Origin of the sequence: Alkalidesulfovibrio alkalitolerans DSM 16529 (assembly GCF_000422245.1) — a bacterium.
GTDB classification, from domain to species: Bacteria; Desulfobacterota; Desulfovibrionia; order Desulfovibrionales; family Desulfovibrionaceae; genus Alkalidesulfovibrio; species Alkalidesulfovibrio alkalitolerans.
Map to the genome: position 1 here is coordinate 22,213 of NZ_ATHI01000006.1, position 13,541 is coordinate 35,753.

A 13,541-nucleotide genomic window follows, 5' to 3' on the forward strand; every position below is an offset into this window, starting at 1 on the left:
GGGGCTCCCCGATTCCCTGCTTGCCAGCGCCGGGCGCGATGGTTACTGAATGCGGGCCATGTTGCCCAACACGTTCTGCCATCTGCCCGGAATAGGGGTGCGCACCGAGGAGAAGCTCTGGGCCGCGGGCGTCCTCGACTGGGACGCCTTTACCCAGGCCCACGGCCTCATGACCCCCCACCGCCACGCCCAGGCCGCCGCGCTCATCGACGAATCGCGCGAGCGCCTGGCCGCGGGCGACGCCGAGTTCTTCGCCGCGCGCCTGCCCGCCCAGGAGCACTGGCGGCTGTGGCCCCATTTCGCCCAGGCCACGGCCTACATCGACATCGAGACCACGGGCCTTGGCCGGGGGCTCGACCACATCACCTCCATCGCCCTGTTCGACGGCACAAGCGTGCGCACCTACGTGCACGGCCGCAATCTCGAACGCTTCGAGGACGACATTCGCGCCTACAAGCTGCTCGTGACCTTCAATGGCAAGGCCTTCGACGCACCCTTCATCGAGCGAGAGATGCGGATAACGCTGCCCAAGGCCCATGTGGACCTGCGCTATCTGCTGAAGCGGGTGGGGCTCTCGGGTGGGCTCAAGCGCTGCGAAAAGGCGCTCGGCCTTGGCCGCGACGAACTCGACGGGGTGGACGGCTACTTCGCCGTGCTGCTCTGGAAGCGCTTTCTCGACACCCGCGACGAGCGGGTGCTGGAGACCATGCTGGCCTACAACGCCGAGGACGTGCTCTCGCTCGCCCCGCTTCTGCGCCATGCGGCCGAAAAGCTGCTGTGCGGTTCGCCCTTCGCGGCCCGCGTGGCCCTGCCCGACTGCCCGCCGTGCCAAAATCCCCACGAGCCCGACGTGGCCCTGGTGCGCCGCATGAAGGGCATCTATTTCAGGGGCCGCTAACAGGCCGGTGAAAAAGTCTCATTTGCCGCGTTGCTGCGAAAAGTTCAAACCCTCGCGTATGCGAAATACGCGTCGGCCTTGAACTTTTCTTGCGCCTTGCATCTGAAGCTTTTTGACCGGCCTGCAAAAGTGAGTTTCTCAACAGCCCCCTAATCCCCGGCGAACAGGCAGCCGAGCGAGAGCAGGCAGGGCGTTCGGAAATCTCCGGACGCCCCGCCCGTTTTCGCCCCTGGCCTTCTACCAGGGGCGGCCGACCATGATGTCGCGGATCTTTTCCTCGGTCTGCTTCTCCACGATGATCATTTTATGCGCCTTGGCGCTCTTGATCTTCTCGGAGAGCTTGTTCAGGTCCGCGGGCTTCTCCACGAAGTCCATGGCGCCGAGCTTCATGGCCTCGATGCCCTTTTCCACGGTGGCGTGACCGGTGAGGAAGATGATCTGCGCTTCAGGCTGGTCGGCCTTGAGGGCCTTCAACGCCTCGATGCCGTCCATCTTGGGCATCTGCAGATCCAGGATCACGGCGTCGAAGGACTCCTTGTGCGCCAGATCCAAAGCCTCGGCGGCCGAAGCAGCCGTGGCCACATCCATGCCCCTGCCTCGCATGCGTTCCGCCATGACCGACAGGAATTCGGGGTCGTCGTCGACCAGCAGCACTTTCTCAGACATGACATTTCTCCTTGATATAAGAGGGTAAGGATTACGTGCGGGCCATGGACGGACAGGAGCAATTTCCGGTCTCGCCCAGTTCGAGCACGATTGAACCGTTTTCATTCAGGTACACGACACCGCCCGCCGTTTCGGCGAGTTCCGCGACCTCGGCCGCGAGGGGGTGGCCGTTCCATGCGTCGCGCTCCACGAGCAACTGAGCGCCCGAGGGAGTCGATGCGGCGCTCACTGTCAGCCGGGCCTCCTCTCCGGCCTGGGCCAATGCCATTTCTATGCAGCCAAAAAGGGCCTGCATGACGCGGAAAGGACTCGCGGAGATCATCAGCGGTTTGCTCGGCAGCGTCACGGATATCTTCGCCCCCTTGCGAGCCGCAAGCCGTGCGGAAAGATCGAGCAGCAGGGTGACGCTCTCGCACAGGTCGAAGGTCATGGCGGGCTTGTCCGCGCTGTGAGCGAAGGTGTTCATGTTCTTCACTATGAAGTCCGCTTTGCGTACTTGCTCCTTGACCCTGGAGGCCGTGGCGACGACGCGGCCGGGATCGAGGGGGCGTTCCGCGCTCGCAAGGTGGGCGATGTCTTCCAAAAGCCCGGCGTTCTCATTGATGACGGCCAGGCAGTTCTTGATGTCGTGCGATACCGAGGCGCTGATGCGCCCGAAAAAGGCCAGTCTTTGGAATTCGGCCGAGGCTGCGTTGGACGGCGCGCTGTTCATGGCTCACGTCTCCTGCGTTTTCGTGGCCTCGTGGATCTTCTCTAGGAGAAGTTCGATGGGCACGGGCTTGACGAGGTAGAATGCCCTGCCCGCCTCTGCCGTCCCGGCCTTGAAATCGCGCATGGAGCCGTGGCCTGTCAGGAAAATGAAGCGCATTCCGGGTTGGATGTCCTTCAACTCGTGCATCAGGTCGATGCCGCCCATGCGAGGCATTTTCATGTCAAGCACGGCAACGTCGTAGTGCTTGGATCGGGCGGCCTTGATGGCCGCTTCGCCGCTCAAGGCCCAGTCGGCGTCCATCCCTCGAAAGGAGAGGCGTTCCGCGAGCGCGGAGACCAGTTCTTCTTCGTCATCGACCAGCAGAACATGCATGGGCTACTCCTTTTTCGGCGGGCGCGTGGTCGGAAGATGCACATGGAAGGTCGTTCCCTTGCCCACGGTGCTTTCGACCTCGATGCGGCCGCCGAGTTCCTGTACCAGGCCGTATGTGATGGACAGGCCCAGTCCTGTGCCGCCTTCTCCCTTTTTCGTGGAGAAAAAGGGCTCGAAGATGTGTCCAAGGTCTTCCTTGGGAATGCCGCAACCGTCGTCGGAGATGTGGACGACCACCTCGCCTTCGCCCGGAGTGATGTGGACGTTGAGGTGGCCTCCCTCGGACATGGCCGCGAAGGCGTTGTTGAAAATGTTGATGAATATCTGCTGGAGCTTGCCGTGGTCGCTTTCGAAAACCGGCACGTTTTCGTCGCTTTGTACGTTGATTTCGATGGACCGGAATTCGGCTTCCTTGTGCAAAAACTCCAGGCATTCCTTGATGATTTCGAGAACGTCGACACTCTTGACGCTCATGTCGATGTGCCGCGCGAAGCCGAGGAGCCGCTTGGTTATCGCGCCGCCGCGCTCCACCGCGGCCAGGATGGAGTCCGCAAGCCCCATCAGGCGCTTGTCCTGGGCGTATTTGCCCTCGAAGACGAAGATGTCCTTCATCAGCCCCGCCTTTTCGCCGATGATGGCCAGCGGGTTGTTGATCTCGTGGGCGACGCCTGCGGCCAGCCGTCCGATGGAGGCCATCTTGCTCGCGTGTTCGGCCTGACGCAGGGCCTGGACGCGCCGCAGGTCGGCCAGATGGATGCGGTTGACGAGCATGGTGGCGACGCCGACGAGCACGAGCACCATGATGCCGATGCTGATGAAGAGGAAGCCGAGCAGGCTCCTGCGCGAGGAATGCCAGGAACTGAGCAGTTCGTCGCGGTCTTTGACGATGACCAGGACGAATGGGGTCCGGTGGATGTAGGCGTAGCCGATGCTCAACAGGCGCCCAGATTCCCCCTTGATTTCTATGACTTCACTGGATGCCGACCATGGCGGCAGGGGCAGGTCGATCGTCGTGAGCACGTCGCCATGATTGCGCGAGGGGGTCTGCAACACCCTGTCGCGGTTGATGATGAAGGCGTCGCCCCTGGAGGCGAGATAAAGTCCCTTGACTATCTGGTTGAAGCGATCGGTGTCGATGGTCGCGCGCAGGATGAAGAATTCGCCGCCGGGCAGGTCCTTGCGCACGGAAATGGAGATGTGCGGAACGCCGCGAAATCCCGTGGAAACCTCGCTGATGTACGTTCCTTTTTGCAACGTCTTCTGGAACCAGTCCTGCTTGGAGTAGTCGCGGCCTAGCAGGTTGTAAGGGCCGACATAGTTCAGTTGCAGGCCATTGGCGTCGATGACCCCGATATCCACGAAGCCGCCGAAGCTTCCTTGCAGGTGGAGCAGAACATCCCACAGGCGGCTCTCGTATGCGAGATCCGGCATGGTGTTGTCGGCGGCGATGAACATGAGCGCGTGGAGGCGTTCGTCGAAGAAGGCGTCGATGATGCGCCGGGTGTTGGAGACCAGGCGCGAGGTTCTGAGAACGGTCTCCTGCTCCGCCGCGGTTTCGGTGATGGTGTAATCGATGACGGCCACGGCCAGAAGCGGCAGAAGGCTGACGCCAAGGGTGAGCAGGACCGCAAAGCGCCACAGTTTGCGGTAGTTGAAGAGACTTTTGAAATGCGACTTCATGTCGTCGCGGTTCCAAAAGGATGGCGTGATGTGATGACTGAGAGGCATTGCCTTCTCCCTTCGCGTCCTGTGTCTGGCCTAGTCCTTGCGGGCGGCGTGGATCTTTTCGTTGGCCGCCTTGAGGGTTTCGGAGAGCTTGTCGATGTCCACGGGCTTTTGCAGATAGGCGAAGGCGCCGAGTTCCATGCACTGCTCCCGGTCGGCTTCCGAGCCGTGCCCCGTCAGGATGATGACCTCGATGGCCGGGTTGGTCTGCTTGACGCGGCGCAGCACCTCGATGCCGTCGATGCCGGGCATTTTCAGGTCGAGGATCATGACCTCCGGCTCGTCGGCCTCGATCATCTCCAGGGCCGACTCGCCATCGTATACCACAGCCGAGCCCATGTCGCGCATGAGCAGGCGTTCGGAGAGGGTTTCGACGAACTCCCGCTCGTCGTCCACGAGCAGCACCTTGCCGGGCAGCGTGAAGTCCGCGCGGCGATAGATGTCTGCCTGATAGAAGTCCTTGCCCACCTTGGTCTCCACGTCTTCCACGCCGGGCACGCTCTTGGCGATGCGGGCGAGTTCCTCCTTCAGCCGACCGAGCATGAGCACGTTTTTGTTGATGCTCAGCGTAATGTTTCCGTTTCGGGCCTCGACGCCGACCGTATGCCCTTCGCCCACGAGCACGGCCTCGACACGCGCTGCGAGCAGGAAGTCGGCTGCCGCCGCCCGTGATGCCTCGGTCACGGCCAGGGCCTCCCTGGCCGCGCTGCGGACGATGATCGACCCGGCTTCCGCGATGGGCTTTTTGTCCATGGGCAATACCACATCATACAGGGCGCTGTCCCACGGATCCTTGAAGCCACACGCGACTTCGGCCCAGGCGGCGGCGTCCTCGTCCGCCTCGCGCAGTCGGCGCAAGGCCTCCTTTTCGGAGACGCCCGACTTGGCAGCCTCGCCCAGCCGGTACTCGGTGTCGGCCACGAGGCAAACGCGCAGTGCATGGGTCACGGTGCGCGGGGCGAGTAGGCTGGCGAAACCCGAGATCAACAGGCCGTCGTCCTGCATGGCCTGGGCGAGGGCGAGCTTGAGCCAGGCCACGGCGCGTTCCTTCTCATGAGTGAATTTGTTGAAGACCGACGTCTTGGCATGGAAGGCGCGCTGGATTTTGTCGGCGGACACGCCGGCAAGCCGGGCCGCGTCCTGGCAGAGTGAGTCATCGTCGAGCAGTCGGCAGCCGAGATGATCCACGACCTCGCCAACGACCTGGTCCGCGGAGCAGTATGCGGCGGAGAAGATGGAAATGACGGACACGGGATTCCTCCTTGATTCTCGCGCTTGGACTAGGCCAGGCGGCAGACATTGGTCAGCGGACAATTCTCCTCGCGACTGTCGCGATGGGCCTCGGCGTGGACGGAACACACGGCGCGATCCATGGTCGGATAGACGTGGTCGCGGCCGATCTTTTCGATGAGGTGGGTGCGTTCAAGAACCTTCATGACCGATTCATTGACGCCCGAAAGCGAGATGTCGATGCCCGCGCTGCGAACGCGGTCCACGAGCAGAGATAGAGTTTCCTCGCCCGAGGCGTCCATGTCGGCGATGCCCGATGCTGCGATGATGATATGCCTCAGATCCTTCTTGGCGCTCATGCGCGAGGTGATCTGGTCCTCCAGGAAGCTCGCGTTGGCGAAGAACAACGGGCCGTCGAACCGGATCAGGTCGATATAGGCGCACTCCTTGAGGCCGTGCAGGCCAGCCGAACGCAACGCTTGGTCCTCTGTGCGCGAGAGAGAGGTCACGGTGGGCCGCATGCTCTTGTACAGGAACACCGCCAGCGAAAGCGCGACGCCGACCATGATGCCCTTGTCCAGATGCGGGGCGAAGGCCAGGGTGCACAGGAACGAGATCAGGGCAATGACGCCGTCGTACCACTGTGCCTTCCAGGCGTGCACGATACCGGAAACGTTGATCAGGCCGATGACGGCCATCATGATCACCGCCGCCAACACGCTCTGGGGAAGGTGGTAGAGCAGAGGCGTGAAGAAAAAGAGAACGACGAGCACGGCGAGGCTCGTGAACACGCTGGAGAATCCGGTCTGCGCTCCGGCCTGAAGGTTGACGGCCGAGCGGGAGAAGGAACCCGAGGCAGGGTAGCTCTGGCCTATGGAGCCGAGGATGTTGGCCATGCCCTGGCCGATGAGTTCCTGGTTCGGATCCAGCCGCTGGCCTGTTTTGGCGGCCATGGCCTTGGCGATGGAGATGGCCTCCATGAAGCCGAGCAGGGCGATGATCGCGGCGTAGGGGAAGAGCTTGAGGATGACAGGGATATCGAGGGCAGGAATCGAGAAGTCGGGCAGGCCGCTCGGAATGGAGCCGACGATGGCCCCGCCGCCTGTCATGAGCAGGCCGCGTTCGTCGATCGGCCTGTTGCCAACCCTGATTCTCCAGGTGCGGCCGTCGCCGGAGAGACCGGCCGGTACTTCACCCTTGGGATAGAAGGATAGTCCGCTTCCCTGATCCACCCCCTCGAAAAGCATCAGCCGCAGGCTCTCGCGGTGCAGGTGGGCCTCTTCCTGCAGTCGAGTCATCTCCACGGCGAGCACGTCGAGCTGATGCTTGACGTCCAGAACCAGCAGGCCGTCGCCCGAGGCTTGAGCCTGGTCGAGTTGGGCGTTCAGCATGGTTCTCTTTTCCGCCAGGGGTGTGACGCTCGTGACGGCGGTGTTGAAGCGCTGGACGAGTTCCACCGCCTCGGAGGACTGCACGGATGAAAGCGGCGCGCGGGTGTCGTGGTTGAAACCGAAGGCCCAGGAGATGAGCGTGGTCAGGGCCACGGCCACGAGGACGCCTGGAATTTTGGGCATGGTCTTTTTCAGGCCGAACATGAGCGCGAAGGCCAGCGCCCCCATCAGGAATGTTGGCCAGTGGGTGTAATTGATGGCCGATGAGACCACGGCCATGATCGTTTCGTAGTGGTGCTCGGCCGTGTCCACTGAAACGCCGAACATCTTGGAAAGCTGCGAAGTGGCGATGATGATGGCGGCCGCGTTGGTGAAGCCGCCGACCACGGGGTGCGAGAGGAAATTGACCACGAGGCCGAGCTTGAGCACGCCCAGAAGAAGCTGGAAGACGCCCACGAGCAGCGCCAGGAGGATGGCGTAGGCGATGTAGTGCTCGCTGCCCTGTGTGGCCAGCGGGGCGAGAGAGGCGGCGGTCATGAGCGAAACCACGGCCACCGGTCCGGTGGCGAGTTGTCGGCTGGAGCCGAAGAGTGCCGCAATCATCGGCGGTAGCAGGGCCGCATAGAGCCCGTAGTAGGCTGGCATGCCCGCAAGCTGGGCGTAGGCCATGGATTGCGGGATGAGCACCAGGGCCACCGTGAGTCCGGCCAAGGCGTCGGCCCTGAGCGCCGACCCTCCGTACCCCTTGAACCAGTCGAGAAAAGGAAAGATTTTCGTCAGCATGGTCCCACCTGTCATGATTCGGTCGATTCATTCGAAGCGCAGCCGCTTCGTCCCTCGATCATCCGCCTGCACGAGGCCATGAGTTCCCCGTAGAGGGCTCCGGCGTCGTACAGGTTGTTGGTCTTGAAGCGCACCAGGCCGTCGGCCATGGTAAAGAGGAGGAGCCCGGTCTTGCGGGGATTCACTTCAGGGTCCACGGAGCCATCCTCGATCCCCCGGGCCACGGCGTCTTCGAAGATGTCGGCCACGGCGTTGTAGATGGCCTCCAGGGTCTCTCGGCAGACGGGGTTGCTGCGCGCGAGCTCGTAGGGGAAGGTGCGGTGCAAGAGCAGAAAGCGGCTTTCGAGCCTGCCCGCGAGATAGATGTAGAAGCTGACCGCGCCGAGTGCCATCTCCACGCCGTTTTCGAAGCTGGCGTCACTGAAATAGGTGTCGAACTCAGCCAGGATTCGCGACTTGATGTTTTCGAGCACGGCCAGGAATAAGCGTTCTTTGTTGCCGAAATGATAGAAGATCGTGCCTTCGGCCACCCCGGCCAATTCGGCAAGTTCGGCCGTGGAGGTGTCGCGAAAGCCCTTGTGGGCGAACAGCCAGGCTGCGTTGTCGATGATCAGATCGCGTTTCTTCATTCCTCTGCTCGTCAAAATTTGTACTGAGTACTCACTCAGAATTTGCAAGTACGCCTCGCCACCTTGGGTGTCAAGGGGGGTGCGCGCGGGCATGTAAAAAAAACCTGGACGGTCAATCCTGAGCTAATAGGCTAGAATCATGGATAAATATTGGAGAGATGGCAGGCGCGTCGCTGCGCGGGCCTGAAAGAGGTTTTGGGGGAAGCCAAACGGGCGGAAGCGGTAGTGTGAGGATGGCGGAGCTATTCCGAAAAGCCCGGCGGCAGGCCTTCGTAGTCCTCGTCGAAGACGAGCGCGCCGGGCTCCTTGGGCTTGAACTCCAGGCGCAGGCCGCGGGCCTGCGCCGCCTGGGCCGCGCTGCCCCGGCGCAGGCGGATGGCGTCTTTTGGCCGTACCACGATGGCCTTTTCGCCCGGCACCGGGCAGTAACGCTCGCAAAAGCCGCAGCCCGCGCAGCGCTTTTCGTCCACGTGCGGCACGGCCACGGGATTGCCGGGCTCGGGTTTCAGGTCCACCGCGTCGTAGGGGCAGACTTCGTCGCAGACCAGACACTTCTTCTTGTCCTCCCAGGCCAGGCATTTTTTGCGCACCACTTCGGCCGTGCCGATTTTGGCGAAGGTGCGCTCCTCGCCCAGGGGCAGGATGGCCGCAGTGGGGCAGGCCGGGGCGCAGGCGTGGCAGGCGGGATTGCAGAATCCGACGGCGGGCGTGACCACCGGGCTGAAGAGGCCGAGCCCTCCGGCCGCGAACCAGGCGGGCTGCAACGTGTTCGTGGGACAGGCCGCGGCGCACAGCCCGCAGCGCACGCAGCGGGCCAGGAAATCGTCCTCGGGAAGGCTGCCGGGCGGGCGCACCACGCCTGCTGGCCGTCCGAGCGCCGGACCGGCGAGGCCGAGCACGGCCAGGCCCGCGCCGGTCGCGGCCCCGCCGATGATGGCCCGGCGCAGCGGCGAGAATCCGGGCGAGCCCGTGGGGGCGGTCGTGGCCGCGTTCCTACCCGCCCTGGGCATGAAGGATATGGCCCGCTCCGGACAGGCGTCGCGGCAGCGCAGGCAGGCGAAGCACTCCACATGGCGGGTGGCCGCGAAGTCTTGCCTTGGCCCGGGCTGAATGGCCCCGGACGGGCAGACGCGCGCGCAGCGGCCGCAGGCCGTGCAGGCGCTTGAGACGCGCCGCCGGAAGGGCGAGGCCAGGGCCAAAAGGCCGAGCCCGGCCCCGGCCGGGCAGAGCATCCGGCACCAGGCGCGGCGGACGAAGGCTCCCGCCCCGATGACCAGCGTGAAAAAGACCAGCACGAAAACGAGGGTGTCGTAAGCCGGCACCGGGATTTCGGCGTAGGCTAGGCCGAGCATTCCGGCCTCGCGGGCCAGCGGCGCGAAAAGATGCAGTCCCAGGTCGGCCGCAAGGGCCAGGGGCGGCTGCACGGCCAGGCCGTAGAGCCGCGCGGCCAGGGGCAAGGGGGCGGCGGCGAAGGCCAGCGACACGCCGAACGCGGCGGCCGCGAGCATGGCCGCGAGCACGGCGAACTTGGGCCACGCGGGCAGGCGCGGCGGCGAGGTCCGGAAGTGGCGAAGCAGCCGGTCCGTGGCGTCGATGGTCGCGCCCAGGGGGCAGACGAAGCCACAGAAGGCGCGGCCGAGCACGAGTCCCGTGGCCAGCACGACGAGTCCCGGCGCGATCTTCACGGTCAACGAACGGTCGGCCAGGAGGGTGACGAGCGCGGCCGCAGGATCGAGCCGCACGAAGAGGTCACGGCCCGGCTGGCCCAGCAGGGCCTCGGCCGCGCCCAGAACCAGAAGGACGAAGGCGGCCAGGGAGACGGCCTGGACCGCGCCGCGCAGAGTCATCTCAGAGCGCGATCCGTTGCACGTTCAGCGCGGCCACGTCCATGCGGCCAAGCCCCCGCTCGTGCGCCAGCCGCAGATGCTTGACCTGCCGTGCCTCGAAGCTGCGGCCGTACCACTCGAAGGCCTCCACGGCGTAAGCGTCGGCGGCCACGATGTCGGCCGAGGCGATGACCGTGTCGGCCTTGACGACCTTGCCGGGGCCATATGGGCCGCCCGTGGTCAGGACGTATATTCCGTCCACGACGGTCAAGGCCGCGCGCAGCTTGGTGTTCAGGTCCACGATGGCCGTGTCCAGATCGTAGCGCCAGTGCATCACGCCCCGGTTCGAGATGAGGCCCATCATGCCCTTGAGGCCCAGGCTCACGCCTGTGGAGCCGTGCGATTTGGCCGTGGGCGCGGCGATGATCACGTCGGCCTCAAGCGCCTCGCGCAAAAAGGCGTTCGCGCCCATGGAGAGCGCGCCGGGAATGTCCTCTTCGCGGAAGAAGCGGCTGGCCGTGGGCGCTTGCACGATGTCGCGGCCGATGTCGCGGCAGGCCTCGCGGATGCCCGAGCGCACCATGCACTCCTCGGGCTGCGAGAGGGGGTTGTCCATGACCAGGATGCTCGACGCGCCCGCGTCGCGGCACATCTCGGCCAGGGCCGCCACCACCTCGGGGTGGGTGTTGGCGCCGTAGTCCGCTTCCGTGGCGAAGCTCATGTTGGGCTTGATGAGCACCCGCTGGCCGGGCGCGACGAAACGTTTCATGCCGCCGAGCATTTTGACGGCCGCGTGCGTCGCGGCCCTGGCTTCTCCAGTGGCCACGGCGATGTCCGGCGTCGCGGCCAGGGCCGGTCGCGGGTCGATGAACGGCGCTCCGGCGGCCAGCCACAGCGCTCCGGAGAGTTGCCATTTGAGAAATTCCCTGCGGCGCATCGGTCCTCCTCGCGCCCAAAGGCGCTCGCTTGCGTCAGAGGGGCGCGGTCGGGGCCACGCTCATGGTCCATAACCTGACGTTTTTCACGCCAAAGGGCAACAATTTCCGGAGCGGGCGCGTCGGGAAACTGGTAACGTTCCGAAATGACGGTTTTATGGCTTATTGAATGAATCAGGTCGTCTGCAAGATGGGTCAAGGAGCGGAGATGCCCAGGAGGTCGAGCACCGTGCGGACCCGGTGCGCATAGGTGTGGTGAGCCAGGATGTGCTCGCGCCAGGCCCCGGCGAGGTCGGCGCGCTCCTCCGGGTGGGCGGCGAAGTGGCCGAACAAGGTGACGGCTTCCTCGGGCTTGGCGAAGGATATGGGCCGGGAAAGCTCCACCGGAAAGACGCCAAGGCCCGGCGTGGCGTCGCTGAGCAAAAAACCGCCCGCGGCCCAGACGTCGAAATGGCGCTGCGTGAGCCCGGCGGGCAGAAGCAGGCTCGTGACGTTCAGGACGGCCCCGGCGGCGGCGTAGATTCCCGCCAGGGGGCCGTAGTAGTCCACGGGGTCGCGGCGGTCGGAAAGTTCGGGCACGAGCGCGTCCCAGCCGTCGTCGCCGTAAACCGTGAGGGGCAGGCTGCGCGCGCAGGCGCGAAGACAGGCCGCGCGCATCGCCTGCGCGCTTTCCTCCGCGCCCAGGCCCGGTTCGCGGGCCGCGCGGCCGGGCCACAAGGGGCCCGCGTCCAGCACCCTGAGCCACCAGGCGTAGTCCGGCCGCTGACCGCGGGCGATCATGCGCAGGGCGGTCTCGCGGGCGTCGGGCGGCAACTGTATCCCGGAGAAAAAGCCCGCGCGGTCGGGGAATTCGGAACGGCCCACGAAGACTAGGCGGTCGCGCAGGTCCGCATGCTCGCCGGGCTGCGCCGTGGCGGCGAAGCGCGGCCAGGCCGCAAGCGGCAAATGGGCCACGGCGCGCGCGCCAAGCTCCATGAGCGGCGCGGTGAAGGAGTCGTCCGTGATGCACAAAAGCGTCTCGCGCCAAAAACCCGCCCTGAGCCCCGAGAGCAGGTGCAGGGGATTGTCCACGCACCACACTGCCACGGGCGTCCCGGCGGCCTGCAAAAGCCGGAAGGTCTCGCCCCAGGCGTCCAGTCCGGCGAAGTTGACGCTCAGGAACAGGGCGGGAGTGGCCTCGCGCAGCAGGCGCGGGATGGCCGTGGCCGTGTGCCCTGGGTCCAGGTGGCGCACGGAAAATCCGGCCTGCTCGAAGGCGTCCGTGAGTTCGGCCGCAAGCAGCGAGGTTTCTCGCGCGGGCAGCCAGACCTCGGCCGTGGCCGGGCCTGGAGCTATGGAAGCCACTTGCGCCTTGGCCCAGAGCCTGCCCCAAAACGATGGGAAGAGACGCAGGTTCGGCCTGTAGATGAGGACGCGGCAGCCCTTGCCAAGGGCCGTTTCGGCGCGCTCCGGCCCGATGCGTTCCCAGGTGGCGGGGATGGAGGCGACCCAGCGCGCGGGCATGGCGGCCTCGAAGTCCGGGTGCTCCACGTAGAACACCCCCTCGGCGGGCAAAAGCTCGGCCAGCAGGGCCGGGTCCGGGCCAAGGCCCAAAACCACGAGCTGGTCGCCAGCGCCCAGGGCCTCGAACTGTCCCTCGCCTTCCTGCAGGGCCATGGGCCTGCCGTTTTCGGCGGTGATGCTCAGGCGTTCGGGGCGTGTCATGGGCTGTACTCCGGGGAGGGTTTTCTGTAGAGTCGCGGCTGGATGCGGATGAAATGAAAACCTATCGCGATCATTATTTCAAGAAGGCCAAGCAGGAGAGTTATCCTGCCCGCTCTGTATACAAACTCAAGGAAATCAACAACCGCTTCGGCCTGCTCAAGCCCGGCATGAAGGTTTTGGATCTCGGCGCGGCCCCCGGCTCGTGGACGCTTTACGCGGCCAAGGTCGTGGGGGCTTCGGGCCGGGTGCTCGGCTGCGACATCCAGGAAACGGACACGACGTTCCCGGAGAACGTGACCTTCCTGGTGGAGGACGTGTTCGAGCGCAGTCCCGGATTCTCGGCCCTCCTGGACGAATGGAAGCCCTTTCACGCCGTGATCTCCGACATGGCGCCCAAGACCACCGGGGTCAAGTTCACCGACCAGGCGCGCTCCATGAACCTCTGCCAGGAGGCCCTTGCGCTGGCGCGGCTCGTCCTGATACAGGGCGGCGGGTTCGTGGTGAAGAACTTCGAGGGGCCGGACACCAAGGCCTTTGTCGACGACGTGCGCCGCGCATTCACCTCGGTCAAGATATTCAAGCCGAAAAGCTCCCGCGAGGAGAGCAAGGAAACATTCATCATCGGTCTGGGCTACAAGGGCCTGGACGCGGACAATCCCTAGGAGACGCA

Annotated in this window: 12 protein-coding genes; 2 read left to right on the forward strand and 10 right to left on the reverse strand. The window is 64.7% G+C overall.

Going from position 1 to position 13,541, the window contains the following annotated elements; all coding sequences use genetic code 11:
- Positions 1-58 precede the first annotated feature (58 nt).
- Entirely contained in the window at positions 59-898 is an 840-nt protein-coding gene (locus DSAT_RS04725) for a ribonuclease H-like domain-containing protein (protein ID WP_040370804.1), read from the forward strand.
- A 237-nt stretch (positions 899-1,135) separates the two neighbouring features.
- Here the strand turns inward: DSAT_RS04725 and DSAT_RS04730 are convergent, their stop codons facing one another.
- The 10 genes from DSAT_RS04730 to DSAT_RS04775 all read right to left on the reverse strand — a co-directional run bounded on the left by DSAT_RS04730 (position 1,136) and on the right by DSAT_RS04775 (position 12,871).
- A complete protein-coding gene (locus tag DSAT_RS04730) occupies positions 1,136-1,564 on the reverse strand; it encodes a response regulator (RefSeq protein WP_020886452.1) in 429 nt (142 codons plus the stop codon).
- A gap of 31 nt (positions 1,565-1,595) precedes the next feature.
- Positions 1,596-2,276: a sensor histidine kinase gene (locus tag DSAT_RS14800; protein WP_020886453.1), complete on the reverse strand. Its 681-nt coding sequence runs from the start codon at positions 2,274-2,276 to the stop codon at positions 1,596-1,598.
- A gap of 3 nt (positions 2,277-2,279) precedes the next feature.
- Positions 2,280-2,648 carry a response regulator gene (locus DSAT_RS04740; protein WP_020886454.1) on the reverse strand — a complete coding sequence of 123 codons (369 nt, stop codon included), beginning with the start codon at positions 2,646-2,648 and terminating at the stop codon, positions 2,280-2,282.
- A 3-nt stretch (positions 2,649-2,651) separates the two neighbouring features.
- Complete coding sequence (locus DSAT_RS04745; protein WP_020886455.1) at positions 2,652-4,376, reverse strand: sensor histidine kinase; 1,725 nt, start codon at positions 4,374-4,376, stop codon at positions 2,652-2,654.
- 30 nt (positions 4,377-4,406) lie between these two features.
- A complete protein-coding gene (locus DSAT_RS04750) occupies positions 4,407-5,624 on the reverse strand; it encodes a response regulator (protein ID WP_020886456.1) in 1,218 nt (405 codons plus the stop codon).
- A 29-nt stretch (positions 5,625-5,653) separates the two neighbouring features.
- On the reverse strand, positions 5,654-7,777 hold the full coding sequence (locus DSAT_RS04755) for a SulP family inorganic anion transporter (RefSeq protein ID WP_020886457.1): 2,124 nt from the start codon (positions 7,775-7,777) through the stop codon (positions 5,654-5,656).
- An 11-nt stretch (positions 7,778-7,788) separates the two neighbouring features.
- Entirely contained in the window at positions 7,789-8,406 is a 618-nt protein-coding gene (locus DSAT_RS04760) for a TetR/AcrR family transcriptional regulator (RefSeq protein WP_040370805.1), read from the reverse strand.
- Positions 8,407-8,648: 242 nt separating this feature from the next.
- Entirely contained in the window at positions 8,649-10,253 is a 1,605-nt protein-coding gene (locus DSAT_RS04765) for a 4Fe-4S binding protein (RefSeq protein WP_020886459.1), read from the reverse strand.
- Position 10,254: 1 nt separating this feature from the next.
- Positions 10,255-11,169 carry a DUF362 domain-containing protein gene (locus DSAT_RS04770; RefSeq protein WP_020886460.1) on the reverse strand — a complete coding sequence of 305 codons (915 nt, stop codon included), beginning with the start codon at positions 11,167-11,169 and terminating at the stop codon, positions 10,255-10,257.
- A 193-nt stretch (positions 11,170-11,362) separates the two neighbouring features.
- Entirely contained in the window at positions 11,363-12,871 is a 1,509-nt protein-coding gene (locus DSAT_RS04775) for a glycosyltransferase family protein (RefSeq protein ID WP_020886461.1), read from the reverse strand.
- Between the two features lie 53 nt (positions 12,872-12,924).
- Here DSAT_RS04775 and DSAT_RS04780 point away from each other — a divergent pair, with 53 nt between their 5' ends.
- On the forward strand, positions 12,925-13,533 hold the full coding sequence (locus DSAT_RS04780) for an RlmE family RNA methyltransferase (RefSeq protein ID WP_020886462.1): 609 nt from the start codon (positions 12,925-12,927) through the stop codon (positions 13,531-13,533).
- Positions 13,534-13,541 lie beyond the last annotated feature (8 nt).